Source organism: Viridibacillus sp. NPDC096237, assembly GCF_050278625.1.
Lineage (GTDB): Bacteria > Bacillota > Bacilli > Bacillales_A > Planococcaceae > Viridibacillus.
In genome coordinates this window covers 1-23,062 of sequence record NZ_JBNNTI010000018.1, presented here as the reverse complement: position 1 = coordinate 23,062, position 23,062 = coordinate 1, and the positions used below count along the sequence as shown (strand labels likewise).

Genomic DNA, 23,062 nt, shown 5'->3' with positions numbered 1-23,062 from the left:
TGCTAGAGGTTTTCAATATACGAATATATTATACTTCTACTGTTTCTCTTTCGTATCGTAACACTGGATTACGAGCTGCTCTTGTTTCATCAAGACGGCCAATAACAGTTGTATGTGGTGCATTTTGTACTACTTCTGGTGTTTCTTCCACTTCTTTCGCAATTTGAATCATTGCGTTACAGAAAGCGTCTAGAGTTTCTTTTGATTCTGTTTCAGTTGGTTCAATCATTAAACCTTCTTCCACATTTAATGGGAAGTAAGTTGTTGGTGGATGATAGCCAAAATCTAACAGTCGTTTTGCCATATCAAGTGTACGAGCGCCAAGTTTTTTCTGACGGCTACCACTTAATACGAATTCATGCTTACAATGACGGTTGTAAGGTAGATCAAAGTATGGTTCTAATCTTCTCATCATATAGTTTGCATTAATTACTGCATTTTCAGTAACTGCTTTAAGACCATCTGGACCCATTGAACGGATATAAGTATATGCACGAACATTGATACCAAAGTTACCGTAGAATGGCTTTACGCGACCAATTGATTGTGGACGATCGTAATCGAATTGATAGCCTTTTTCTGTTTTCACTAAAACTGGTTTTGGAAGGTATGGAATCAAGTCTGCTTTTACGCCAACTGGACCTGAACCAGGACCACCACCACCGTGAGGACCAGTGAAAGTTTTGTGTAAGTTTAAGTGAACACAGTCAAAGCCCATGTCACCAGGGCGTGCTTTTGACATTACTGCATTTAAGTTTGCACCATCATAATATACTTTACCGCCAACCGAGTGGACGATTTCAGCGATATCTAGAATATGCTCTTCAAAAAGACCTAATGTATTCGGGTTAGTCAACATAAGTGCTGCTGTATCGTCCCCAACTAGACGACGTAAGTCTTCTAAATCTACAAGACCGTTTTCATCAGATTTCACAGTTACTGTATCAAATCCTGCAACAGTTGCTGATGCTGGATTTGTACCATGAGCTGAGTCTGGAACAAGTACTTTCGTACGTTGGAAGTCACCGTTTGCTTCATGGAAAGCACGAATCATCATTAATGCTGTCCATTCACCATGAGCACCAGCTGCTGGTTGAAGCGTTACTTCATCCATACCAGTAATCTCAATTAGATGCTCTTGTAAATCATACATTAACTCGAGTGCACCTTGTACAGTAGACTCATCTTGTAGTGGGTGAATATTAGCAAAACCTGCAAAACGTGCAACTGATTCATTAATTTTCGGATTATATTTCATCGTACATGAACCAAGTGGATAGAAACCTGAATCCACACCGTGGTTACGGCGAGAAAGCGCTGTATAATGACGCATAATATCAAGTTCTGATACTTCAGGAAGTTCCGCTTCTTCTGTACGAATAAATTCGCTTGGTAAAATGGCAGCTAAATCTACTGCTGGTACATCAAGTTCTGATAAGCTGTAGCCTACGCGACCTTCTGTAGTTAGTTCAAAAATTAGTGGTTGATTGTCGTTATGCATGGAGAGCCCCCATTTCTTGCACAAGTGCATCGATTTCTTCTTTTGTACGTTGTTCAGTAACAGCGATTAGTGCATGATTTTCAAGTACTGCATCTACTTTACCTAAATCAAAGCCACCAATAATGCCTTTTTCAAAAAGCCCTTTATTAATAGTAGAAACAGATGTATTACACTTCACAACTATTTCGTTGAAATGTGCTCCTTTATACGCTACAGTGAAACCTGCTTTTTCAAAAGCTTCTTTTGCGTAGTGTGTTTTCAAAATATTTTGTGTAGCGATTTCTTGTACACCTTTTTTGCCAAGAGCCGTCATTGCAACTGAAGCTGCAAGTGCATTTAACGCTTGATTTGAACAAATATTTGAAGTTGCTTTTTCACGACGGATATGTTGCTCGCGTGCTTGTAATGTTAATACATAACCGCGACGACCTTCATCATCGATAGTTTCGCCAATTAAACGGCCTGGAACTTTACGCATTAGTTTTTTTGTAACAGCGAAGTAACCACAGTGTGGTCCGCCAAAACTTTCTGGAATACCAAATGGTTGAGCATCCCCAACAGTAATATCCGCACCCATCTTACCTGGAGGTGTTAAAATACCAAGTGCTAATGGATTAGAAGATACGATACATAAGCCTTTTGCTTCGTGGATTACGTCTGCAATTGCTTGTACGTTCTCTACTTGACCATAGAAGTTAGGATATTGAACCATCACAGCAGCTGTATCTGCATCGATTAATTCTCTTAAAGCATCTAGATCAGTGACACCATCTTTTAAAGGAACATTCACGACTTCAATTGATTGACCAAGTGCATATGTTTTAACTACATCATTTGAGATTGGATGAACTGCACCAGAAACTAATAACTTTTTGCGGCGAGTATGTGCCGCTGCAAGCATACCAGCTTCAGCAAGAGCTGTTCCGCCATCATACATAGAAGAGTTTGCTAGGTCCATGCCAGTTAGCTCTGCAATCATAGTTTGGAATTCGAAAATAGCTTGTAATTCACCTTGTGAAATTTCTGGTTGGTAAGGTGTATAAGCTGTATAGAACTCTGAACGTGAAATAACGTGGTCAACAATAACTGGTTTATAGTGATCATAAACTCCAGCACCTAAGAACGATGCATATTCATCGCTATTTGCATTTTGTTTAGAAAGTTGAGCTAACTCTTTTAACAATGCTGATTCAGATTTTGCAGGTTTAATGTTGTAGTTTCCTTTAAAACGAACTTTTTCTGGGATGTCTGAGAATAATTCATTAACAGTAGAAACGCCAATTACATTTAGCATTTCTTTTTGATCCTGCTCAGTCATAGGTAGATACCGATGCTTCATTCGAAAAAACCCTCTCTTCATGAAAATTATTTTTGGCGTTTATAAAATGGTGTTGCCGTAGTAATCACTTTTAAGCGACGGTTACGGATTTCAATCTCAAGCTCTTGCCCAAGATCCGCATACTCACTATCGATTAACGCTAAACCGATATTACGTTTCGTTAATGGTGATTGTGTACCAGTTGTTACTTCACCGATTTGAGTATCACCTTTAAACACTGGATAGCCGTGACGCGGAATACCTTTATCAATCATTTCGATACCGATACTCTTACGTGGTACCCCATTTTCCTTTTGAGCCTGTAATGCAGATTTACCAACAAAATCTTCTTCTTTATTTAATTTCACAACGAAATTAATACCTGCTTCAAGTGGTGAAATATCTTTTGATAATTCTTGACCGTAAAGAGGTAAGCAAGATTCAAAGCGTAATGTGTCACGTGAACCTAAACCACATGGTACAACGCCGTCAGCTTCGCCTGCTGTTAAAATCCCTCTCCATAAAGCGATAATTGCTTCAGGTGCTGCATAAATTTCAAAGCCGTCTTCACCTGTGTAACCTGTACGTGAAATAAGTGTGTCATAACCCGCAATCGTTACATTTTGTTCTAAACGGAATGGTCTGATGTCTTGTAATGGTGTTTCAGTTAATGTTTGTAATACTTTTTCTGCAAGTGGACCTTGTAATGCTAATTGACCGTATTCATTTGATGCATTTGTTAACTTTACATCACCTGAAACTAATGTCTTCATCCACTCAAAGTCTTTTTCAATATTCGACGCATTAACGATTAATAAATAACGATCTTCTGCTAATTTATAAATGAGTAAGTCATCTACAACGCCACCATTTTCATAGCACATCGCAGTATACTGCGTTTGATTAATGGCAATTTTCGATACATCATTAGTAACAAGCTTTTGCAAGTATGCTAAACTTTCTGAACCTTCAACGAAGATTTCCCCCATATGAGATACATCAAATAGTCCAGCTTTTGTGCGCACCACTTCATGCTCGGCTTTAATAGAAGAAAATTGAACAGGCAATTCCCAACCACCAAAATCAATTGTTTTCCCACCATACTTCGAATACTCTTCGAATAACGGCGTTCTTTTTAATTCATTAGCCACTAATCTTCCTCCTCATTTGTTTAGGACATAAAAAAATGGACAGAGAAATCCTATAATTAGGATTCTCTGTCCATGCACCTGAAAGTTTTACCATTACGGCTGTCCTCTTTGGTGGCTGTATTCAATACAGCTCTCTCCAGAGTTGCGTCCCGTACGAGTCTTTTTGCCTGAGAGATTCATAACCTTTGTTATTTGCTCCTTCGGCGACGTCTCCAGACGTTCTCTCCCCGTACAATCATCCGCCCAAGATGGAATCTTGGTTATATTTCCATGTCATTGTTCTATAACAATACGTCTCGTCTATATCCTAACATTGAATAGGGGTATCATGCAATAACTTTCGTAAAATAGTTTATAGACGAACATTAAATGGCGTTACTTTCTATTTCATTCGCCTTTTAGTCGTTTTATTTGAAAAGCTGTATATTCAACAATTTGTTTCAGTGAACGATTTTCTGTCCGAATTGTGATATGAGTTGCTTCTCTATAAAATTTTCGGCGTTTATAAAATAAATCTTCTAATTCTTGTTTTGTAGAACGTTGGACGATTGGACGGTTTTTATCTTTATGGATTCTCTTCCAAATATCTGAAAATGTCGCATCTAAAAAGAGGACAAGTCCTGTCTGACGCATTATTTTACGATTTTGAGGATTCATGGCTACACCACCACCAGTAGAAATAATGCAAAATTCATCTCGGAAATTCCTTAAAAAATCTGTCTCCAGTTGACGAAAGTGCTCTTCTCCGTACTTTTCAAATATTTCAGGAATCGTCATTTTCTCTCTTCTTACAATTTCTTGGTCCATATCATAGTAGGGCATTTTCAGATAGTAGCTTAAACGTCTACCAATTGCGCTTTTACCACAACCCATAAACCCTACTAAATATACTTTTCTCATTTTTTCACCTTCTCATCAACGACGACTGTTACTCTGTGCTATTTTCAATTTCTTGTATTTTATTTATAGTAGCACGAACATACGCTGATTCCAATGAATTATACGTTCGAAAATGAGATTCATAAGACATTACAGTTCCCAAAAGGTAGCTCGTACAAAAAAACAACAGAATCATCGCTACCGGAAGGAGCATACCTTTCTCACTCTTTAACATACGTAATAGCAAAGTCTTTCTCCTTCCTCAAGCCATTTGTAAACAAAACTTTAGTTGTTAAAGTTGTACGATTTGCATCAATAAAAAACTGAATTTCATAAACATTCATTAGCATTGGCTCATTTCCTTGCCTTTCCTTTTGCATGCGCACGACAGCGCTAGATCTATTAATAGCGATACTTCGATTATTTTTCCCTAAGTATAAGTTAGCATTTGAACCTATACCAATGGTTTTTATATCTAATAAATACGATTGCAAGTCATACGTAAACAGCTCCCACTCAATTTCTTGCCGTTGATAGAAAGTTCTATATGACTCCTCATACCACGGGTAGAAAAGCATAAATAACTGCGAAAACAATATAAGGATCATCAGTTGCAGAAGGGCATCCACTAATGTATAACCAGAGCAATTTTCCAGTAGACGTTTTATTGTTGGATACATTTTTGCTGTTGTCCTTTTAAATTATCATAAAACACACATATTTCATTATTTGTGAAATACCATTGATAGTTAACATTTTCTATAGTTCGATTACCTTGAAGTTGCTCACCCTGATCGACACGCAAAGTAGCTTGGTATGCCGTTTCAGCCGCATGCATCGCCATTTTCTTATTATTCAAAGTAGCCTTCATCATTTGCAATGCCGGCAAAAGAGTTCCGAATAACGTCAATATTATAACTAAAGTTAGTAATGTTTCTGGTAATGCGTTCCCTTTATCATTCCACAATTTTCATCCTTCCTTTAACAATATTAATAATAAGTGATTTAATTCCGGTTGGTGTTACAAAAACCAATGTGCCAAAACTCGAGAATGTACCTTGGGGATCAATTTTAATCTGACGTAAAGGACTACTGTAACTATAAGTAACTCCCTCTGGTAGTTCACGTGTAAAATAAATGCGTCTTGTAATAAGATGCGAATTTTCTCCCCCTTCTGAACCGACCAGCGTATACGCCCTATATTTCTTTCCACCTTCGATAAACTCCAGATATGAAAAAACCCCACTACCAATTGACTCGCTTTGCACCTGTTCAATATCAAGCATTAATTGATATAAAAACTGATTAACCATTCGTTCATCCAACTTTGCTTTACCCAATGCAATGCTTAAAGAACAAATTATCATCGTTACCGTTAACACTAGTAACAATTCGATGAAAGTAAACCCAGCTTCTTTGTTAATCATTTATTGTAGTAACTTCTCCATCCGAAATTTGAATCTTTTTCCCTGTACATGCATTTGAATCTCGCTTTAAATACTTTGCGCCCTCCAACATTTCAATTGAAGTTGGGTACTTTTTTTCGTCAATACGATACGCTTCAACTTGTCCCTGCACCATACTGACATATGCTTTACATCCTTTATCATCTACTGTACTAAAATGCTTTGTCACATTTGGTATTGCAATCAAAATCAATACAGTAATGATAAACAAAACGATGAGCATTTCAATTAAAGTAAATCCCTTCTGTTGTTTTAACAATTGCATGTTAGTTCTCCTCTCTTAAACCATCTCCATCATTTCGTACATTGGTAATAAAATTGCTAAATAAGCTCCAAGTATACAAACAGCGATAATACAGAAAAGTAATGGTTGAATAATAGCCAGCACTCTAGTCATATTCGTTTCGGTTTTATCCGTTAAAAAATCACTATAGATTTGAAGTTCTCTACCAAGATTCCCACCTTCTTCTCCATGTAAGATATGTGAGTTAAAACCTTTTTGAAAAATCTTCATATGGTTTACTGCTGTAGAAAGTGAATCACCAAAAATAACACGTTCACGTATTTCACCTGCTATTCTCGACATAAATGGTTGTAAATCTTGTTGCTGTAATATGACTAAACTTTCTTGCATCGAAAGACCACTTTCTAAAAGCCCTCCCAATTCATAAGCAAATTGGCGTGTCAATTGTAGACGAAACCATCGACAAATAATGGGGGTTTTCAAATACACAATCATTTGATGACCAATCTCTTTTTTGCTTATTTTCTTCCATGCTATAAATGCAAGAAAGATACTTACACAGGCTGAGATAATCAAGGCATCTGGAATATGCAAGAAAAAAGAGGATAGTGTTAATTTAAATATACTTGCATCGCCTTCTCTAGAAAGCATCATCGAAGTCATATTTGGTAAAAAGTAGGTTCGAAACCCCAAAAAGAGCAGAACTAAAAAGACAAACAAAATAGCAGGATAGACCAATAACTTTTGTAGTCTTTTTTGAGTTTCTTCTTTCGTTATCATTTGACTTGCTATAGAATCAAGGGCTCTTACAACTCTTCCTTGTTGCTCAGCTACATGAATGGTCATTAAATAGCTTTTCTGAAAGCCAAGCAATTGCAGAATTTCGCTCATATTAGAGCCATTTCGAAATTTTTCTTCTACCATAGATTCAACTTCTGAAAGTTCTTCAACATGATGCGGCAATAACATCGACAAGGAATCTCGAAATATATAACCTTCCCCTAGCAATACACTCATCTTTTTCAAAAAGCTTGCCTTATCTTTCATCTTTGGTAAAGTTTCACTCTTCTTACTAAACCAGTGAAGGTTGAGCCGTAATTGCACCTAAACCCACCCCTTTTTTCATCTGTCCTTCTAAAGAGAGTTCTAGTGGTAATCTGAATTTTTTATCGTTCTTAACGTGTATTATAGCTTCTGCTAAATTTTCTTCTGATAATATTTCATAAATAGCTGATAATTTTTCTTCGCCTTGAGATTTTACTTTCTTTACTAAACGCTGTGCTACTACTCCAATTACTGTTTGCCTTAACTCTTCTAAGGTCACACCTAAATCTAGTAAACGGAATAAACAGCCGACTGTATCCATTGAATGAATGGTTGTTAACACAAGATGCCCTGTTAACGCAGCTTCAATAGCGATTTTAGCTGTTTCTCGATCGCGAATTTCTCCAATCATAATAATATCTGGAGAATGTCTTAAAATAGCTTTCAATCCGGTTGCATATGTAACACCGGCTCTTTCATTTACTTGAATTTGCAATAAATTGGATTGACTGTTTTCCACTGGATCTTCTAAGGATATGACGTGCTTTTTTAATTCATTCGAGCAATAATGTAGAAGTGAGTATAATGATGTAGATTTGCCACATCCAGTTGGCCCAGTGAAAAATAAGATGCCTTGTCTCTTTTTCACTAATTGCAATAAATGTTTTGCTGATTCAGTGAATAGGCATAGGGCAGATATTGGAATGGCATGATCTTGTAACATTATACGAATGACCAAGCTTTCCTTAGAAAAATTGGAAGGTAAAGTGGAGACACGAAAAGCAATTGGCTGTTCATTTAAAACTTGCTGAAACGAACCACTTTGGGGTCTACGCTTATCACTAATATCTAAAGAGGAGAGAAATTTAAAGTAGGAAATCATACGATCACCCAATTCTAGGGGAAGTTGTCCAGCAGACACGAGCTGGCCATATTTTCGAAAGTATAGTAAATAGTCATTTTCACTAGGCATTAGATGTAAGTCAGATGCGCCAAAATGTATTGCCTTCAACAATAGATGCTCACTTTTCCGCTCCACAACTGTCTCAGTAAATGACATATTGCCCCCTTTCTACCACGACGAATAACGACCGCTCCTTATCCGTTAGCGAAATTATACACCGCAAAAACAAGAAAATATATACAATTATTCAAATTAATATTGTACACTGTTGAAAGTGCTCAAAACTCAATTTCAAAGCTTTTCTACTAGCTAAAAATGAAATTTCAATGAAAAAAGACTAATAACCTTTCACTAATTTACATTATTCTACTTATTTTTTTATATTTATCAGTTTTTATACTGGTGGATATTTCATATTGTTTTATAATAAAAGATAACTATACAGGAGGTGGAACCTTTTCATGTTACATCCATTAAAAATTACAAGTACACTAGCAGATGAAACAAGATTTTCAATTTATCAATACATGTTACAAGAAAAAGATTCTTTCTCAGTACAAAACATCGCCGACCACTTTCAAATTCATCCAAACGTAGCACGCCTTCATTTAACGAAATTAAACGAAATAGATGTCATTACGTCTGAATATGAAAAAACTGGAAGGGGTGGACGTCCTGGAAGAAAATATAAAGCGGTTTCTAATGGAGTCGCTCTAACTTTCCCTCAACGAAATTATGAAGAATTGTTAGGTTGGGTTCTAGAAATAATTATAGAACTAGGTGAAGATGCTAATACTATTGGTAAAAAGATTTGTTACAAAAAAGGTGCCGAACAAATTCAATCAATTTTATCTAAACACCAAAGGGACAAATCGCTCTTATCATTTGATGAGCGAGTAGAAATTATTACAGAAGCAGCCTCATTAATTGGTTATGTTCCAATAATTCTCGATAAGCCCGATGGAAAAACAATCAATTTTGCAGTATACAATTGTCCTTTCCATAGTCAAATCGAGAAACAAGCAACACTAGTTTGTGACTTGCATGAATCATTTTTAAAAGGCCAATTTGAATACTTATTTGATGTACAAGAATTCGGTCAAATTGATAGCATGGTCGAAAGCTGTAAATACTGTACATATCGAATTGATATTTAATTTTTACACGGCTTTGTCACAAAGTTAACCTAAGTTGCGGTTTACATGTTGGTTTCAAATCATTTATAATGGATAAGAGATTATTGTGTCGTCGCAAAAGGAGGGAATCATACATGGATAATATGTATAAAGTAATGGGCTTCTGGACAGGGATTTTCGCAGTTATGTTTTATTTAGGTGATATGCCAGAAGTTTCACTATTATTCTTAGCTAACACAGGGTTTTTCCTTCTATTAGGATATTTAAACCTAACAGAACGTATGTATATGTACATCTTCGGTGCTTACTTAACAGTTTTCTTCGCAGGCTTCTCGTACTATACTACATTCATTCATGTTGCAGGTGCTGGACATTAATAGTAAATAGAAAAGACAGTCTCAAAGCTGTCTTTTTTATTTTGTGCATTTTCACTATTGACACCTTATTAATGATTGTTATAATTATAGTTGTAGCTTAACTTTAACCCTCTCCATATATATGGTGAGAAACATCCCCTAGATGAAGAAGATTAATATCTTCTATTTAAGAGGCCTCCATAGCCTCTTTTTTTTATGCACCTAAAAGCTGAAGGAGACCCGTCAATTAGTGAAAAACCTATACATACATTTGTTTATTGCGCTAACTTAGATGTTTGTTGCACTAACTCGGATGTTTGTTGCGCTAACCCGGATGTTTGTTGCGCTAACTCGGATATTTGTTGCGCTAACCCGGATGTTTGTTGCGCTAACTCAATCATTTGTTATTTAACAGAATATTTACGTCTTTATATTCGATATTTTCTAGGCTTAAGCAGTACCCTATACTGTAAAATAAATTTTAACAATTAATGATTCATGACTTTTCTCCATTAATTAATGTACTCAACTATTTCCTTATAAGCATCATTATTCAATTGTAAATAGTCTTGAAACTAATTCCCCAACTCGTTTTATCAATAGTTCGTAAAATACCTCAGCTTGATTATTACTCGTATGTCAATAACCATACCTTTAAACTTTTTCATTGTTCCTTTCATCTGTAAAACAAATTATTCCATACCACGTAATGCATCATTTTCATTAAAAAGAACCCACTGATAATTAGCTTCCTTTAAGAATAATGCATGATTCTTTTTTTGCCATTCTTTCTAGTTTACTCATATTTGGAGCCTTGCTCTCTTCTCTCCAAAAAGCAATAAATTGGCCATGCATTTTGAAAAATCCACTAATTGTTTATAATCATAAATCATTCAAACTTATACTTAACAGTAGTTACAAACACTTTTCATTTATTGATATTCATTACTGTACTAAAAAAATACAAAAAAACCGACTAGTAAGGTTTTTACTTACAAATCGGTCTTCTTAATTTCAGTACTTAAGCTTTTACAAAAACCCATTCAAAAATGGATTTTGCTCCATCTCAGTTCCAACAGTAGAAGCGTCACCATGACCTGGATACACGATTAAATCCTCATCTAACGATAACAATTTATCATGGATAGACTTTAATAACAATTTTTCATTACCACCTAATAAATCTGTGCGACCTACACTCCCTTGAAATAATGTATCACCAACAATTGCAAATCCTTCATCTTTGAATATAAATGATATACTGCCTGGAGAATGACCTGGAGTGTGCACAATTTCAAATTCAAACTGTCCTATAGTTAATTCTTGCGGTTGATCAATCACATGATCTGCAGGACGCGCTGTGATATTTGGCAATTCAGCATAACGGCCAGAACCATTTTTCATTGGATCTAGTAACCAATCAGTTTCCGCCTTATGTACATAAACAGGTACTTTAAAAGCATCTCTTACAGCATCCACAGCACCAATATGATCAAAATGAGCATGTGTTAACAAAATAGCCAACGGACGTAAATTCAATGTTCTTAATTGCTGTACAAGTCTCTCGCCTTCACTACCTGGATCAATCACAAGACATTCTTTTTGTTTATTTGAAATAATATAGCAGTTCGTCTGCACTGGTCCTAATGTATATGTTCGAATATTTAACATTCATTTCACCTCCACTATATTATACAGATTTCGCAACGAAATGATATACATACACTGTCATCGTTCGTTCAAATATCCGTCACTTTTTAACCTCGACAAACGTACCAATTAGCTTTACAATAGAAGAGGAATATTGTTTGCGGCATTCATTTTCGGATGTCGAAAGGAGTGTCTATATTGAACTTATTAATGGTTATTTTTGGCCTAGTCGCAATTCTAGGTCTAGTTGGCACTGTACAAGCTATCAAAGAAAAAAGCATTCTAGGAATTGCTTTTAACTTTGCTGCATTTGTAGTGTTTGGATGGTTCGTATTTATGACTGTCTTAAATCAAGGTTACCCACCAACTCTTCACTAATACTAAGTGGGACAACAAAAGCTGTGGTTTTTATACCACAGCTTTTTTTTGTCTTCTATTCAAGGGTTAACCATTTTTTCTTTTTAAAAGGTTCAAACGACATAACTTGTTCTAAATCATTGCCATATAAACAAAGTGAGCCTTTAGGAGAGCAACTTATCATTGCATACTCATCAAGTGTTATTAGCTCTTCTACTTTCTCTTCTGAAACTTTCATTAACTTAAATTTCCCGGAATAATTATCCAGCAAACCACCTTCAGTTGGTACAATAGATATCATTGATTGATCCTTTAACCAAACTAAATCTGGTACAAACCATTGTGAATAATTACTTAAAGCAGGTGCTTGCCAAGTGACTTCCTTATTTTTGTTTTTTAGTAAATAAGAAAACTGTTCTGTTTCAAAATCAATTTGAACTGTTAATCTAGCATCCTTGTCCGTATCTAAATAGACTACTTTTTTCAAATCAGTCGGTTGTTCCTGACCAGTCTTCCAATTCAATTCTACTATTTTACCTCCATTAAGCTGACGAGCTGTCCAACGGTTATACAGTAAAATATCATCGGATTGCCAAACTAAAAACGGATTACTTGGATCTATCTCATGCAACTTTTCTTGTTCACCATCAAAGACATAACATTGGTACGAGAAATCTCCTTGAAATGCTGTAAAGGCGACTAATTGAGGGTTGTTAGGATTCCACATAATTGACAACTCAGAGGATAGAATATTGACATTATGAAGGACGTCCCCTTTTAACGAAATCATCTTAACTGTTGCAGATGAGGAGTTTGCTGAAGATTGAACGATAATTTGCTTTTTAGAAGGGTGAATCATCACTTGGATAATTTGGTCCTTTTCTGAATAAATCGTCTCTTTGTCACCTGTAATTAAATTATAAGTTACTAGATGGAAATTGTCTGATTCATAAGCAACATACAAAATCGTTGTTTCAGATAGAAATCCAACAATACTATGTAAATCTTCTGTTTTCATAGAATAATCAAGAACTTCTGATGCAACCCTTTTTTTCTCAACCGCTTCAGGGTTATTTGAATCATCTAAATTTGGTTGTGAACCTTCTTTTTTATTACACCCAACTAGGAAAATGGCACAAGCGAGGACTAGATATATAATAATTTTTTTCATATTGTGCCTCCTCTTCACCTATCTATTATACGATTATAAACTAAAAAGGTTTCGTCATATGTAGAAAAATATGGATTTAATGAAAAAAACCTACATGAATAGATTCATGTAGGTTTTCAAATAGAATTTATTTAGTTTCTTCTGATTTTGATTTTAGAGCTCCAGTTTTTTCATCATAAAAGCGAAGTAAATCACCATTAATAATACGGTCGGAGTATTCTAATTTCTTATTTGCCCTTTCGATAAATGGTTCACATTTTGCTTGATCCGTTTTCTCTCCAGTTTCTTTATCGTAACAAACTTCACCAGCATAAACCAACTTATCAGTTACAAAACGACCATCACGGAATGTGACGAAATCTTCATGGTCTTTCGAGAATAAATCTGCACCTAATTGTAAGTCATTAGATGTATCAACACCTAATAAGTGTAAAATTGTTGGTCGAATATCCATTTGACCCGATACGTCATGCATTACTTTACCAACACCTGAGTTAGGAATATGCACGAAGAATGGTACTTGTTGTAATTGTGCTGTTTCAAGTGGTGTGATTTCTTTATCTAAATATTTTTCCATCGCTTTATTATGGTTTTCTGAAATACCATAGTGATCACCATACATTACGATAATTGAATTATCATATAAACCTTTTTCCTTTAAATCATTAAACAGCTTTTTAATTGCTTCGTCTGTGTAACGTACTGTTTGGAAATAACGGTCAACAGTACCATCTCCAGATGTATAAGGTTCAATCAATTGATCCTCTTTATCAGAAGTGAATGGGTAATGGTTAGTTAAAGTTAACATACGTGTGTAAAAAGGTTGTGGCATTGTTTTCATAATATCTACTGACTGTTCCATAAACGGAATATCTTTTAATCCCCAGTTAACGGTATTATCGTCATTTACATCAAATGAATCAATGTCATAGAACTTTTTAATATCAAATGCATGATACATCATATCACGGTTCCAGAAGCTTTTGTTATTTGAGTGAAGCACTGAAGTATAGTAGCCTTCACCATTTAAACGTTCAGCCATTGAGTTGAATGTGTTCCCACTGTTTGTGAAAAAAACAGCACCTCGACCTGTTCCGAATAATGAGTTTTCAACAATAAATTCAGCATCCGACGTTTTTCCAAGACCAGTTTGGTGATAGAAATTATCGAAGTAGAATGTATCTTTATCTTTTGTTAAAGAGTTTAAGAATGGTGTAATTTCTTGACCATTCATTGTATTATTAATAACAAAATTTTGGGTTGATTCAACTGAAATAATAATGACGTTTCGTTTTTTTCCAATTCCAAACATTTTATCGTCTGCTTTAGCTTGATTTGATTTTACGTAGTTTGTTACTTCTGTTAACTCACTACCATCAGCTAATGCACGTTGCGCATGTGATTTTGATTGGATGTAAATATCATATAAATGGTAATTGTAAGTACCAATATTCTTTACTAAAATTTCACGGTCAAAGCTACGTGTTAATAACTGTGGACGTTCTGTTTCAGCTAAACCTAGGTTTAAGAATAACATTGCACATGATAAGACAAAATACGTACGACGTATTTTTGGTTTAACTTCGAAAAATTCTTTAGCAACAGGTAAAAACTTAATTGCTAATATTAACAAAATAACATCAGTAAAGTAGAAAACATCGGTAAAGTACATTGAAGATAATGCAGAGTTTCCTAGATCACCAAAATTATTAGTTTGGAACAGCATTGGTAATGTTATAAAGTCATCAAAGAATCGATACACTGCTACGTTAGCATATAAAATAATTGCTAGTATACTACTTGTAATTATTAAATAACGATTACGCGCTTTTGCAGTTTTGAAGAATAAAGATAACCCAAATATAAACAGCAAGAAACTAAGTGGGTTGATAAACAAAATTAGTTGTTGCATTGTATTTTCAATTTTCATATCAAAACTTGTTTGATAGGTTATATACGTTTTAATCCAAGTGGCCAGAATCGCAAAAGCCAAAATTGAATGTTTAGGTACTTTTTTAAAATTCATTCCTATACATCCTCCTACTTTCTTTCTTTACAATTTTAGTTTCATATATGAAAGAAACAAAATATATCATAATCCTTTTTTTACAACAACGCAACAAAAATGTTACATCTAATTATTACATCCAATATTATATAGCCAATTTCTCGCTTTTATTACCGACTCTTTATTAGACGGATGAGTCATGTAAAAGTTTCATTAACTTTTAAAAAAGTAGTAGAAAATATATTCTACCACTTTATTACATTTATTGTCTATTCCTTTTCTCTTTCGAAATTTCTTGGCGTAAAATTACCAAAGCCATTTGGTAATCCTTTATGTCTATTAAATGTGAAGAGTAGAGTTCTCGGATCTCATCCTCCATTAGTTCTAAATCCGCAATTCGATCCTTTGTATAAATAAATGTACCAAAGCGTTTCAAAAATTGCATCACATCATATACTGTTTTCATCGACTGATTGTGACTCCTTTCGATTTTCAAGACAATTAATAATGCTTGTCTCAGTAATTATTTTATGCACCGGTAAATCAAATTGATCTGTCGGTACTTTATGTATGAGCTGCAAAGCAAATGCTAAAGTGATTCGTTCACCGTTGTAATTGGCTAAATACCGATCATAGTAACCGCCACCAAAGCCAACACGATAACCAAACGGATCAAATACAACACCCGGAACAATCAAACAATCGATTTCTTCCTTTGACATCTCTTTTGTTAAAGCAGAAATTGGCTCTTTCAGTTGCATATAGACCGTCTCTAATTGATCGAATGATGTAATTTCATAGAATATCATAGCACGTGTTTTAGGTTCACATTTAGGAACCGCTACTCGTTTGCCTTGTGACCAGAGTTTTTCAATTAACGGCATTGTATTCACTTCAGGAAAGGCAGATATGGTTAACCCAATTATTTTTGCTTTTTTAATAGAAGATTCTCTTAATAATTGATCGTGAATTTGCAAAGAGTTTGTATTATATTGTGCTCCTGACATTTGGGCAAGCTGTGCTTTCATATCTTGACGTAGTGTTTTTTTATCCAAGGGGTTCACTCCTTTTTAGTCCATAGAACGGAAAAAGCCAAAACCACTCGTGGTTTTGGCAACAGTTATTACTTCGTTTCACGGTGAAGAGTGTTCTTCTTATCACGAGAGCAATATTTTTTCAATTCAAGACGTTCTGGATTGTTACGCTTGTTTTTCTTAGAAATGTAGTTACGTTCGCCACATTCAGTGCAAGCTAATGTAATATTAACGCGCATCTTTACCCCTCCCACTCTATATCAAGAATAAAATGTCTTTAGTGAGCATGATTTATACGACTAATTTATTATATCATAACTTCGAAAAAAATCTACTGTCATTTCTTTTGGAAATTTCGTCTAATCCATGGCTAAACGTGGGATACTGTTTCATGAGTGGGAGTATTATGGACTACTTTATGATAAAATAGAATCACAACTATTTAAACCTATTGAGGTGAAGGATTTTGGAATTATCATCTATATTAATGATTATTGGGATTATCGTAATAATCGCTTCGTTTTTCATCAAAGATCATTCGACACAAATCGAGGGAGATGTTGAAGAACTTTCTCTTAATTTTTATCAAGAAACACATCAATTAAAGCGTCGCTTAAAAGTAATTGAGGAAGAATTATTATTAGAGCCAAAATTGATAGGAAAACCTAAAAAAACAGCGTCTCCGGTAATTGCACCCACTAAAGGTATTCGTATTCATCAAATTATTGTCAGTCAAGTGCAGACGCTACATAAACAGGGCTATACTATCCCAGAAATTAGTAAGCGCTCTTCTCTATCAATAGAGCAAGTTCAAGAAGTCCTTCAAAGTGGAGGCAGTCGCGTATGAGAAAATCATCCATCAGAGCATTTGGCATCGCTCTTTTTGTAGCGGGTGCTAGTTTTGCTTTCGCGGATTTCTTAACACAAGATGCTAACACGGAAGCTGCAAATATTAATGTTCCTAAAGGTACTATCCTTATTAAAAAAGACGAACTAAAGGCGATCAATAAAGAAGCAGCGGAAGCAAAAGAACAGCTTGCTAAAATCCAAACAGATTACAGTGCATTAAAAAATAATACCGTAGCTGTAAATGCTTCAGCTAAGAAATCAGTAAAGTCTTTTACACTCGTTATCAAAAAAGGCATGGGTACTTCAGAAGTAAGTTCAGCTCTAGAGAAAGCCGGTATGATCAAAGACGCTGGTGACTTTGAGCTTTATGTCATCAAAAACGACAAGGCATCTAATCTTCAAATTGGCTCTTACGATATAAACGTCAAAATGAGTACTGCTGAAATCGTCAAGAAAATTACCCGTAGTAAATAACTGCATGTATAGTAATTAATAAAATTATCTAAATAGAAGAATGCCCATTAAGTGTAAAATTAACTTAATGGGCATTCTTCTATTTAAAGTCTCATTTCATTTTGTTCGGAAATTAGAAAGAGCATGAGGAAAATATGAATGACATTGAAATTGCATTTTCTTATAAATATTAAAGGACATTCTATCCATACTATTCAAATGCAATTGAAGTGGAGGAGTATATTAGGGATAGGCTGATAAAAAAGCTCTCTTTATTTTTCATTATGTTAGTTATTCTAGTTCCGCTAACGACCAAAGCCTTTAATCATCGAGCAAAAGAACTAGTTGTCGGAAAATCACCAGATGTGAATGTTAATTTATACGCTACCGAGAGAAAAGGACATTTAGAAAAGTTCAGATTAGACGTGAATGGTGCAGTTCAGTATTTTCCTTTTTGGAAGAATGTATCTAACGAGGCGTATAGCCCACAACTTATTTATAATGATATCAATCAAAATGGAGAAAAAGAATTAATAATAATATTAACAACGAGTTATGGTTCTAGGATTATTCACCAAAATGTCCATGTACTTCATAAAACTAAAACCAATATCGGCGATGTTTACAGAGAAGTATCCGTTGATAACCCAATGAGCACCCTTCTAAAAACTGTAGAAACAGATATAACAAAATCAGAAGCAATTATTACTATAGGAAATAAAAAAAACGTTATTAAAATCGATAAATTAGATATTGCCCCTAAAAACTTATTTCCAGATATCGTCACAGGCAATTTAATTCGCTTTAAAGTTTTGGATAATGAATTGACCGCTATTCTAGGCGCGCAAATTACCCCGGTTGGTGGATATATAGGTAGCTTTCATATTTCCTACGAATTGAAACAAAATAGGTATCAAGTTAAAAAGGTCGAATTTTATCCAATCGAACTTTCATAATAGAAGTACTTTTAGAATAACGATATCAAAAAGCAAGCAGACAAGTTAGTCAGCTTGCTTTTTGATATGAACTGGCTATTGATTTAATTCATAATGTTTACCCTTTACTAGGTAAAATAACAACTCTGCTAAATTAGTGGCATGATCGGCCGAACGCTCTAAATAACGACAAACAAATGATAGCTGAGCAACTTGGCCAATATCTTTCATATTTTCTGTCGGCGTATTAAGGATTTCAACAATTGCCTCTCCATATAAAGCATCGATTTGATCATCTAAGAGCGCAATTTCCTTTGCTTTATTCATATCTTCTTCGATAAATGCTTGTACCATATTTTTTAACATAGCAATTGCTTGATCACGCATTTGAGCAATCTTCTCTGTAGGATAAACCACTTTCGTATCGCCAAGACGAATTGTCTCTTTGGCAATATTCACAGCATAATCCCCAATTCTCTCCATATCAGAAGCGGCTTTAATCATGACAATTAAGCGACGTAAATCAGTCGCGACAGGTTGTTGTTTGGCGATTAATAAAATGACTTCATCATTTAAATGTTCCTCTAACCTGTTAATAAAACGATCTTGATCTATTAATAGTAATGCTGCATCTATATCTTGGTCAAAAAGAGCCTCAACTGATTTCTCCAAAGCATAAATGGACATGTGGCATAAATCTAACATGAGACCTTGCACTCGCTTTAAATCATTTTCAAATTTTTCACGAACCGTCATCTATACTATTCCTCCTTAACCGAATCGACCAGAAATATAATCTTCAGTTCTTTTATCCGTTGGTGTAGAGAAAATATGGTTCGTAGCCGCATATTCAATAACTTCTCCATTTAAGAAGAATGCCGTTTTATCAGAAATACGCGCTGCTTGTTGCATATTATGTGTCACAATAATAATCGAATAGTTTTCTTTTAATTCCTGCACTAGCTCTTCTACTTTTAATGTAGAAATCGGATCTAGTGCTGACGTTGGCTCATCCATTAAAATAACATCTGGTTCAATTGCAAGACATCTTGCGATACAAATACGTTGTTGTTGCCCACCTGATAACCCATATGCATTTTGGTTCAGACGATCCTTAACTTCATCCCATATCGCTGCACCACGTAAGCTTTTTTCCACAATTTCATCAAGGATTTTCTTATTTTTAATACCATGTATACGAGGACCATAAGCAATGTTATCGTAAATAGATTTTGGAAATGGATTTGGTTTTTGGAATACCATACCGACTTTAGTGCGTAACTCTTCAACTTGGTATTTGTTATCTAGAATATTACGCTCACGATATAAAATCTTACCTTCTGTACGAACAGATGGAATAAGCTCTACCATACGATTTAACGTTTTTATATACGTTGATTTACCACAACCAGACGGCCCAATAATGGCCGTTACTTCATTTTCCTTCATTTCTAGATTTATATCTTTTAAGGCATGATGCTCGCCGTACCATAAATTCAAGTTTTTAGAATGATACACCGTTCGTTTGCCTTCGTTTAATATTACTTTTAAGTTTTTCCCTTTTGTTTCATATACTTCATTTACTGGAAGTTTAACCATCATTGAAGCCCCCTAGTTTTTAATAACGACGCTGAAATTTATTTCGAATAAAGACGGCAATGGAATTTAAGATGACCAAGAATGTCATCAAGACTAGAATACCGGCCGCTGCGACATATTGAAATTCCTCTTGCGGGCGTTTTGCCCAGTCAAAGATTTGCATTGGTAAAGCAGTGAATTCGCTCAAAATGCCATTCGGTAAGAAATGTACAATCACTGGAATACCTAACACAACAAGAGGAGCAGTTTCACCTATAGCTCGTGATAGCGCCAAAATACTTCCTGTTAAAATTCCCGGCACCGCAGATGGTAAGACTATTTTTAAAATGGTTTGCCATTTTGTCGCACCCATACCGTATGATGCTTCCCGTAATTCCTTTGGTACAGATCGAATCGCTTCTTGTGATGCTACGATAATGACCGGTAAGATAAGCAAACTCATCGTAAGTCCTGCTGCTAATACACTTTTTCCTAAAGCGAGCGAGCGAACAAAAATCGTTAAACCGAGTAACCCGAATACAATAGAAGGAACTCCTGCTAAATTTGAGATATTCATGCGGATGAAAGCATTTATTTTATTTTGCTTCGCATATTCTTCTAAATAAATAGCCGTTCCTACCCCAAGGAATAGAGAAACTGGTGCCACAACTAACATTAAAAAGATGGAACCAACAAGTGCAGCCTTTATCCCTGCTTTTTCTGGGAACCTAGAAGCAAAGTTTGAAATAAAATCTGCCGTTAAATAACCCCAACCTTGATCAAACATACGGTAAACTAAAACCCCAAGCGTTGCTAAGGCAAAAAGTGTTGCTAGGAGGAAGACTGTTTTCAAAAGCTTGTTTACAACTAGTCGTCCATTCATGCGTTTCACAACTTGCGTATGATCAACATATTTCACCATCAGTATTCCTCCCTAAAGCGTTTTGAAATGAAATGTGCGAGTAGATTCATTAGCAACGTGAAGATGAATAATGTAAATCCTACTGAGTAAATTGAGTAGTAAATCGTAGTTCCATAACCTGCATCACCTGTCGAAACTTGAACAATATATGCGGTCATCGTTTGGATTGAATCCGTCACGCTAAAGTCAAATGTAGGCGTTGCACCTCCAGCAAGAGATACGATCATTGTTTCACCGATTGCACGAGACACCGCAAGTACTACCGAAGCCAATATCCCTGATAATGCTGCTGGTAAAACAATCTTTAATGCTACTTCTAGTTTTGTTGAACCAAGTGCTAGAGCACCTTCTCGCATCGCATTTGGTACAGATGTCATTGCATCTTCAGAAAGCGATGCAATCATCGGTAAAATCATGATACCTACGACAATTCCCGGACTTAGTGCATTGAAGATTTTCAGTCCTGGAATCAGTTCTTGTAACATAGGTGTAACAAATGTCAGAGCAAAAAATCCATAAACAATTGTCGGAACACCTGCTAACACTTCTAGTATTGGTTTAATCACGCGTCGTGTACGATCACTTGCATATTCACTAAGGTAGATTGCTGCTGCAATACCTAGTGGAACAGCTACTAAAACTGCAATAACAGTTACCTTTAATGTTCCTAAGATAAGTGGCAAGATACCGTACATTGGCTCCTTTCCAGAGAATGGGAGCCATTCCGTTCCAAATAAGAAATCAAGGATAGGTACTTCCTTAAAAAATTCAAACGTTTCAAAAATGAGCGTAAAGACTATACCAAACGTTGTTAAAACTGAGATTAGAGCAGTGATGAATAATAAGTTTGGCATCACTTTCTCTATCATTTTTTTTGATCCCTTACCTCGTGATTGTGCGATTAAATCTTGAACAGACAGCTTCTCCGTCGATTCTTTTAAAGCCAATTTGAAGTCCCCCTTCAGTAAAAATGGGAGCAGGTAGCGTTTTGCTACTCGCTCCCCTAGCTTTAGTGATTATTTCAAGCCTTCTAATGCATCTAAGTCTTTTTTGTAATCTTCGTCTGGTGTTTTAACATAGCCTACAGCTTCTGCCATATCACCAGCATTTTCAAGAGCGTATTTCATAAAGTTATAGAATGCTGCATTTTCTTTTACTGCGCTATTCTTCACATAGGTGAATAGCGGTCTAGATAGCGGTGAGTATTCACCAGATTTGATTGTTTCATTTGTTGGCTCAATTCCGCCTACTTTTACGATTTTAAGATTATCTTTATTCGCTAAGTAATAAGCGTAACCGAAGTATCCGATAGCATTTTTATCGCCTGTAACACCTTTTACTAGTACGTTATCATCCTCTGATAGAGTTGCTTTTTTTGCTAAATCTTTACCGTCTAAAATAACTTCATCGAAGTAGTCATATGTTCCTGAGTCAGTACCTGGTGAGTAGTAGACGATTTTCTCTTTAGGCCAAGATGGATTGATATCAGACCATTTCTTTTCTTTACCATCTTCAGTCCAAATTTGTTTTAATTGATCAACCGTTAAATCTTCTATCCAATTATTCTCTTTATTTACTACGATAGATAAACCATCATAGCCAATTTTCATTTCTGTATAGTCAATGCCTGCTTCTTTTAACTTAGCAGCCTCTTCTTCTTTAATTTCACGAGATGCATTTGAAAAATCAGTTTCACCTGCTATGAATTTCTCAAATCCTCCACCAGTTCCAGAGACACCTACTGAAACTTGTACTTTAGGTTGAACAGCTGTATATTCCTCTACGATCGCTTCCATGATTGGCGCTACAGTTGAAGAACCGTCTCCTGCGATTTTTCCTTCTAGTTGCTCACTTGCACCAGAATTTGTTTCTTGGCTAGTAGCACCGCTGTTTGACGTTTTACTTCCTTCTTCTTTGTCACTGCTACATGCTCCTAACAAAAGTGCCGAGCCTACGATTGATGTCATCATGAAGTACTTCCAGTTTTTCATCTGTTTGTTCCCCCTAAGGTTTTTGTGGTAATAGGTTTGTCACTCATGATATATCCATTGACTACAGCATGGATCCCTTCTATTTTACTTGGAATTGGGCTTGGTGGGTTATTTC

27 protein-coding genes and 2 riboswitches are annotated in these 23,062 nt (G+C 35.4%); of the genes, 6 read left to right on the top strand and 21 right to left on the bottom strand.

Features of this window, described 5'->3' with window-relative positions; translation table 11 throughout:
* Window positions 1-28: 28 nt before the first annotated feature.
* From gcvPB to comGA, 10 genes are all read right to left on the bottom strand, one after another.
* Complete coding sequence (gene gcvPB / locus ACQKMD_RS11570) at window positions 29-1,501, bottom strand: aminomethyl-transferring glycine dehydrogenase subunit GcvPB (protein ID WP_427752198.1); 1,473 nt, start codon at window positions 1,499-1,501, stop codon at window positions 29-31.
* Window positions 1,494-2,840: an aminomethyl-transferring glycine dehydrogenase subunit GcvPA gene (gene gcvPA, locus ACQKMD_RS11565; RefSeq protein ID WP_427752196.1), complete on the bottom strand. Its 1,347-nt coding sequence runs from the start codon at window positions 2,838-2,840 to the stop codon at window positions 1,494-1,496. Before gcvPA ends, gcvPB begins: the two co-directional genes overlap by 8 nt.
* A 26-nt stretch (window positions 2,841-2,866) precedes the next feature.
* Window positions 2,867-3,970 carry a glycine cleavage system aminomethyltransferase GcvT gene (gene gcvT / locus ACQKMD_RS11560; RefSeq protein WP_427752194.1) on the bottom strand — a complete coding sequence of 368 codons (1,104 nt, stop codon included), beginning with the start codon at window positions 3,968-3,970 and terminating at the stop codon, window positions 2,867-2,869.
* Between the two features lie 64 nt (window positions 3,971-4,034).
* Window positions 4,035-4,112, bottom strand: a riboswitch (glycine riboswitch).
* A 3-nt stretch (window positions 4,113-4,115) separates the two neighbouring features.
* Window positions 4,116-4,209, bottom strand: a riboswitch (glycine riboswitch).
* A gap of 148 nt (window positions 4,210-4,357) precedes the next feature.
* Complete coding sequence (locus ACQKMD_RS11555; protein ID WP_193740439.1) at window positions 4,358-4,870, bottom strand: shikimate kinase; 513 nt, start codon at window positions 4,868-4,870, stop codon at window positions 4,358-4,360.
* A 200-nt stretch (window positions 4,871-5,070) separates the two neighbouring features.
* Window positions 5,071-5,529 (bottom strand): competence type IV pilus minor pilin ComGF, encoded by a 459-nt coding sequence (gene comGF, locus ACQKMD_RS11550; RefSeq protein WP_427752192.1) that lies wholly within the window; start codon window positions 5,527-5,529, stop codon window positions 5,071-5,073.
* Window positions 5,514-5,816 carry a hypothetical protein gene (locus ACQKMD_RS11545; RefSeq protein ID WP_427752190.1) on the bottom strand — a complete coding sequence of 101 codons (303 nt, stop codon included), beginning with the start codon at window positions 5,814-5,816 and terminating at the stop codon, window positions 5,514-5,516. Before ACQKMD_RS11545 ends, comGF begins: the two co-directional genes overlap by 16 nt.
* Entirely contained in the window at window positions 5,806-6,276 is a 471-nt protein-coding gene (locus tag ACQKMD_RS11540) for a prepilin-type N-terminal cleavage/methylation domain-containing protein (protein ID WP_427752188.1), read from the bottom strand. Before ACQKMD_RS11540 ends, ACQKMD_RS11545 begins: the two co-directional genes overlap by 11 nt.
* Window positions 6,269-6,580, bottom strand: coding sequence for a competence type IV pilus major pilin ComGC (gene comGC, locus ACQKMD_RS11535; protein WP_427752186.1), 312 nt, complete (start codon window positions 6,578-6,580; stop codon window positions 6,269-6,271). Before comGC ends, ACQKMD_RS11540 begins: the two co-directional genes overlap by 8 nt.
* Before the next feature lie 15 nt (window positions 6,581-6,595).
* Window positions 6,596-7,663 (bottom strand): competence type IV pilus assembly protein ComGB, encoded by a 1,068-nt coding sequence (comGB, locus tag ACQKMD_RS11530; protein WP_427752184.1) that lies wholly within the window; start codon window positions 7,661-7,663, stop codon window positions 6,596-6,598.
* A complete protein-coding gene (comGA, locus tag ACQKMD_RS11525) occupies window positions 7,632-8,663 on the bottom strand; it encodes a competence type IV pilus ATPase ComGA (RefSeq protein ID WP_427752182.1) in 1,032 nt (343 codons plus the stop codon). The genes comGB and comGA overlap by 32 nt, the downstream gene beginning before the upstream one ends.
* Before the next feature lie 305 nt (window positions 8,664-8,968).
* On the opposite strand from comGA, the gene ACQKMD_RS11520 reads away from it, so the two are divergent.
* Both ACQKMD_RS11520 and ACQKMD_RS11515 read left to right on the top strand, forming a co-directional pair.
* Window positions 8,969-9,664 carry a helix-turn-helix transcriptional regulator gene (locus tag ACQKMD_RS11520; RefSeq protein ID WP_427752180.1) on the top strand — a complete coding sequence of 232 codons (696 nt, stop codon included), beginning with the start codon at window positions 8,969-8,971 and terminating at the stop codon, window positions 9,662-9,664.
* A 113-nt stretch (window positions 9,665-9,777) separates the two neighbouring features.
* Window positions 9,778-10,020, top strand: coding sequence for a DUF2626 domain-containing protein (locus ACQKMD_RS11515; RefSeq protein WP_427752178.1), 243 nt, complete (start codon window positions 9,778-9,780; stop codon window positions 10,018-10,020).
* A gap of 1,008 nt (window positions 10,021-11,028) precedes the next feature.
* Here ACQKMD_RS11515 and ACQKMD_RS11510 read toward each other — a convergent pair.
* Window positions 11,029-11,670 (bottom strand): MBL fold metallo-hydrolase, encoded by a 642-nt coding sequence (locus ACQKMD_RS11510; RefSeq protein ID WP_427752176.1) that lies wholly within the window; start codon window positions 11,668-11,670, stop codon window positions 11,029-11,031.
* A 177-nt stretch (window positions 11,671-11,847) separates the two neighbouring features.
* On the opposite strand from ACQKMD_RS11510, the gene ACQKMD_RS11505 reads away from it, so the two are divergent.
* The gene (locus tag ACQKMD_RS11505; protein WP_427752174.1) at window positions 11,848-12,027 is read left to right on the top strand and encodes a DUF2759 domain-containing protein; all 180 of its coding nucleotides are present in this window, start codon (window positions 11,848-11,850) and stop codon (window positions 12,025-12,027) included.
* A gap of 55 nt (window positions 12,028-12,082) precedes the next feature.
* Here the strand turns inward: ACQKMD_RS11505 and ACQKMD_RS11500 are convergent, their stop codons facing one another.
* From ACQKMD_RS11500 to rpmG, 5 genes are all read right to left on the bottom strand, one after another.
* A complete protein-coding gene (locus ACQKMD_RS11500) occupies window positions 12,083-13,177 on the bottom strand; it encodes a hypothetical protein (RefSeq protein WP_427752173.1) in 1,095 nt (364 codons plus the stop codon).
* 127 nt (window positions 13,178-13,304) lie between these two features.
* The gene (locus ACQKMD_RS11495) at window positions 13,305-15,203 is read right to left on the bottom strand and encodes an LTA synthase family protein (RefSeq protein ID WP_427752171.1); all 1,899 of its coding nucleotides are present in this window, start codon (window positions 15,201-15,203) and stop codon (window positions 13,305-13,307) included.
* A 244-nt stretch (window positions 15,204-15,447) separates the two neighbouring features.
* The gene (locus tag ACQKMD_RS11490; RefSeq protein ID WP_427752169.1) at window positions 15,448-15,651 is read right to left on the bottom strand and encodes a YqgQ family protein; all 204 of its coding nucleotides are present in this window, start codon (window positions 15,649-15,651) and stop codon (window positions 15,448-15,450) included.
* A complete protein-coding gene (locus ACQKMD_RS11485) occupies window positions 15,635-16,240 on the bottom strand; it encodes a 5-formyltetrahydrofolate cyclo-ligase (protein ID WP_427752166.1) in 606 nt (201 codons plus the stop codon). The genes ACQKMD_RS11490 and ACQKMD_RS11485 overlap by 17 nt, the downstream gene beginning before the upstream one ends.
* 68 nt (window positions 16,241-16,308) lie before the next feature.
* A complete protein-coding gene (rpmG, locus tag ACQKMD_RS11480; RefSeq protein WP_038186828.1) occupies window positions 16,309-16,458 on the bottom strand; it encodes a 50S ribosomal protein L33 in 150 nt (49 codons plus the stop codon).
* Between the two features lie 227 nt (window positions 16,459-16,685).
* On the opposite strand from rpmG, the gene ACQKMD_RS11475 reads away from it, so the two are divergent.
* The 3 genes from ACQKMD_RS11475 to ACQKMD_RS11465 all read left to right on the top strand — a co-directional run bounded on the left by ACQKMD_RS11475 (window position 16,686) and on the right by ACQKMD_RS11465 (window position 18,477).
* The gene (locus ACQKMD_RS11475; protein ID WP_427752165.1) at window positions 16,686-17,066 is read left to right on the top strand and encodes a hypothetical protein; all 381 of its coding nucleotides are present in this window, start codon (window positions 16,686-16,688) and stop codon (window positions 17,064-17,066) included.
* On the top strand, window positions 17,063-17,542 hold the full coding sequence (locus tag ACQKMD_RS11470) for an endolytic transglycosylase MltG (RefSeq protein ID WP_427752162.1): 480 nt from the start codon (window positions 17,063-17,065) through the stop codon (window positions 17,540-17,542). Before ACQKMD_RS11475 ends, ACQKMD_RS11470 begins: the two co-directional genes overlap by 4 nt.
* A gap of 209 nt (window positions 17,543-17,751) precedes the next feature.
* The gene (locus tag ACQKMD_RS11465) at window positions 17,752-18,477 is read left to right on the top strand and encodes a hypothetical protein (RefSeq protein WP_427752160.1); all 726 of its coding nucleotides are present in this window, start codon (window positions 17,752-17,754) and stop codon (window positions 18,475-18,477) included.
* Between the two features lie 75 nt (window positions 18,478-18,552).
* Here the strand turns inward: ACQKMD_RS11465 and phoU are convergent, their stop codons facing one another.
* The 5 genes from phoU to ACQKMD_RS11440 form a co-directional block, all read right to left on the bottom strand.
* A complete protein-coding gene (gene phoU / locus ACQKMD_RS11460) occupies window positions 18,553-19,212 on the bottom strand; it encodes a phosphate signaling complex protein PhoU (RefSeq protein ID WP_427752158.1) in 660 nt (219 codons plus the stop codon).
* Window positions 19,213-19,227: 15 nt separating this feature from the next.
* Entirely contained in the window at window positions 19,228-20,055 is an 828-nt protein-coding gene (gene pstB, locus ACQKMD_RS11455) for a phosphate ABC transporter ATP-binding protein PstB (protein WP_427752291.1), read from the bottom strand.
* Window positions 20,056-20,074: 19 nt separating this feature from the next.
* Entirely contained in the window at window positions 20,075-20,956 is an 882-nt protein-coding gene (gene pstA / locus ACQKMD_RS11450; RefSeq protein WP_427752156.1) for a phosphate ABC transporter permease PstA, read from the bottom strand.
* The gene (pstC, locus tag ACQKMD_RS11445; RefSeq protein ID WP_427752289.1) at window positions 20,956-21,825 is read right to left on the bottom strand and encodes a phosphate ABC transporter permease subunit PstC; all 870 of its coding nucleotides are present in this window, start codon (window positions 21,823-21,825) and stop codon (window positions 20,956-20,958) included. Before pstC ends, pstA begins: the two co-directional genes overlap by 1 nt.
* A 147-nt stretch (window positions 21,826-21,972) precedes the next feature.
* A complete protein-coding gene (locus tag ACQKMD_RS11440; protein ID WP_427752155.1) occupies window positions 21,973-22,947 on the bottom strand; it encodes a PstS family phosphate ABC transporter substrate-binding protein in 975 nt (324 codons plus the stop codon).
* Between the last annotated feature and the right edge of the window lie 115 nt (window positions 22,948-23,062).

Bases quoted from the DNA above. Each gene is read 5' to 3' on its own strand.
- gcvPB (WP_427752198.1), bottom strand. From the start codon at position 1,501: ATGCATAACGACAATCAACCACTAATTTTTGAACTAACTACAGAAGGT.
- gcvPA (WP_427752196.1), bottom strand. From the start codon at position 2,840: ATGAAGCATCGGTATCTACCTATGACTGAGCAGGATCAAAAAGAAATG.
- ACQKMD_RS11555 (WP_193740439.1), bottom strand. From the start codon at position 4,870: ATGAGAAAAGTATATTTAGTAGGGTTTATGGGTTGTGGTAAAAGCGCA.
- comGF (WP_427752192.1), bottom strand. From the start codon at position 5,529: ATGTATCCAACAATAAAACGTCTACTGGAAAATTGCTCTGGTTATACA.
- ACQKMD_RS11540 (WP_427752188.1), bottom strand. From the start codon at position 6,276: ATGATTAACAAAGAAGCTGGGTTTACTTTCATCGAATTGTTACTAGTG.
- comGC (WP_427752186.1), bottom strand. From the start codon at position 6,580: ATGCAATTGTTAAAACAACAGAAGGGATTTACTTTAATTGAAATGCTC.
- comGA (WP_427752182.1), bottom strand. From the start codon at position 8,663: ATGTCATTTACTGAGACAGTTGTGGAGCGGAAAAGTGAGCATCTATTG.
- ACQKMD_RS11520 (WP_427752180.1), top strand. From the start codon at position 8,969: ATGTTACATCCATTAAAAATTACAAGTACACTAGCAGATGAAACAAGA.
- ACQKMD_RS11515 (WP_427752178.1), top strand. From the start codon at position 9,778: ATGGATAATATGTATAAAGTAATGGGCTTCTGGACAGGGATTTTCGCA.
- ACQKMD_RS11510 (WP_427752176.1), bottom strand. From the start codon at position 11,670: ATGTTAAATATTCGAACATATACATTAGGACCAGTGCAGACGAACTGC.
- ACQKMD_RS11500 (WP_427752173.1), bottom strand. From the start codon at position 13,177: ATGAAAAAAATTATTATATATCTAGTCCTCGCTTGTGCCATTTTCCTA.
- ACQKMD_RS11495 (WP_427752171.1), bottom strand. From the start codon at position 15,203: ATGAATTTTAAAAAAGTACCTAAACATTCAATTTTGGCTTTTGCGATT.
- ACQKMD_RS11490 (WP_427752169.1), bottom strand. From the start codon at position 15,651: ATGAAAACAGTATATGATGTGATGCAATTTTTGAAACGCTTTGGTACA.
- rpmG (WP_038186828.1), bottom strand. From the start codon at position 16,458: ATGCGCGTTAATATTACATTAGCTTGCACTGAATGTGGCGAACGTAAC.
- ACQKMD_RS11470 (WP_427752162.1), top strand. From the start codon at position 17,063: ATGAGAAAATCATCCATCAGAGCATTTGGCATCGCTCTTTTTGTAGCG.
- phoU (WP_427752158.1), bottom strand. From the start codon at position 19,212: ATGACGGTTCGTGAAAAATTTGAAAATGATTTAAAGCGAGTGCAAGGT.
- pstB (WP_427752291.1), bottom strand. From the start codon at position 20,055: ATGGTTAAACTTCCAGTAAATGAAGTATATGAAACAAAAGGGAAAAAC.
- pstA (WP_427752156.1), bottom strand. From the start codon at position 20,956: ATGGTGAAATATGTTGATCATACGCAAGTTGTGAAACGCATGAATGGA.
- pstC (WP_427752289.1), bottom strand. From the start codon at position 21,825: ATGATAGAGAAAGTGATGCCAAACTTATTATTCATCACTGCTCTAATC.
- ACQKMD_RS11440 (WP_427752155.1), bottom strand. From the start codon at position 22,947: ATGAAAAACTGGAAGTACTTCATGATGACATCAATCGTAGGCTCGGCA.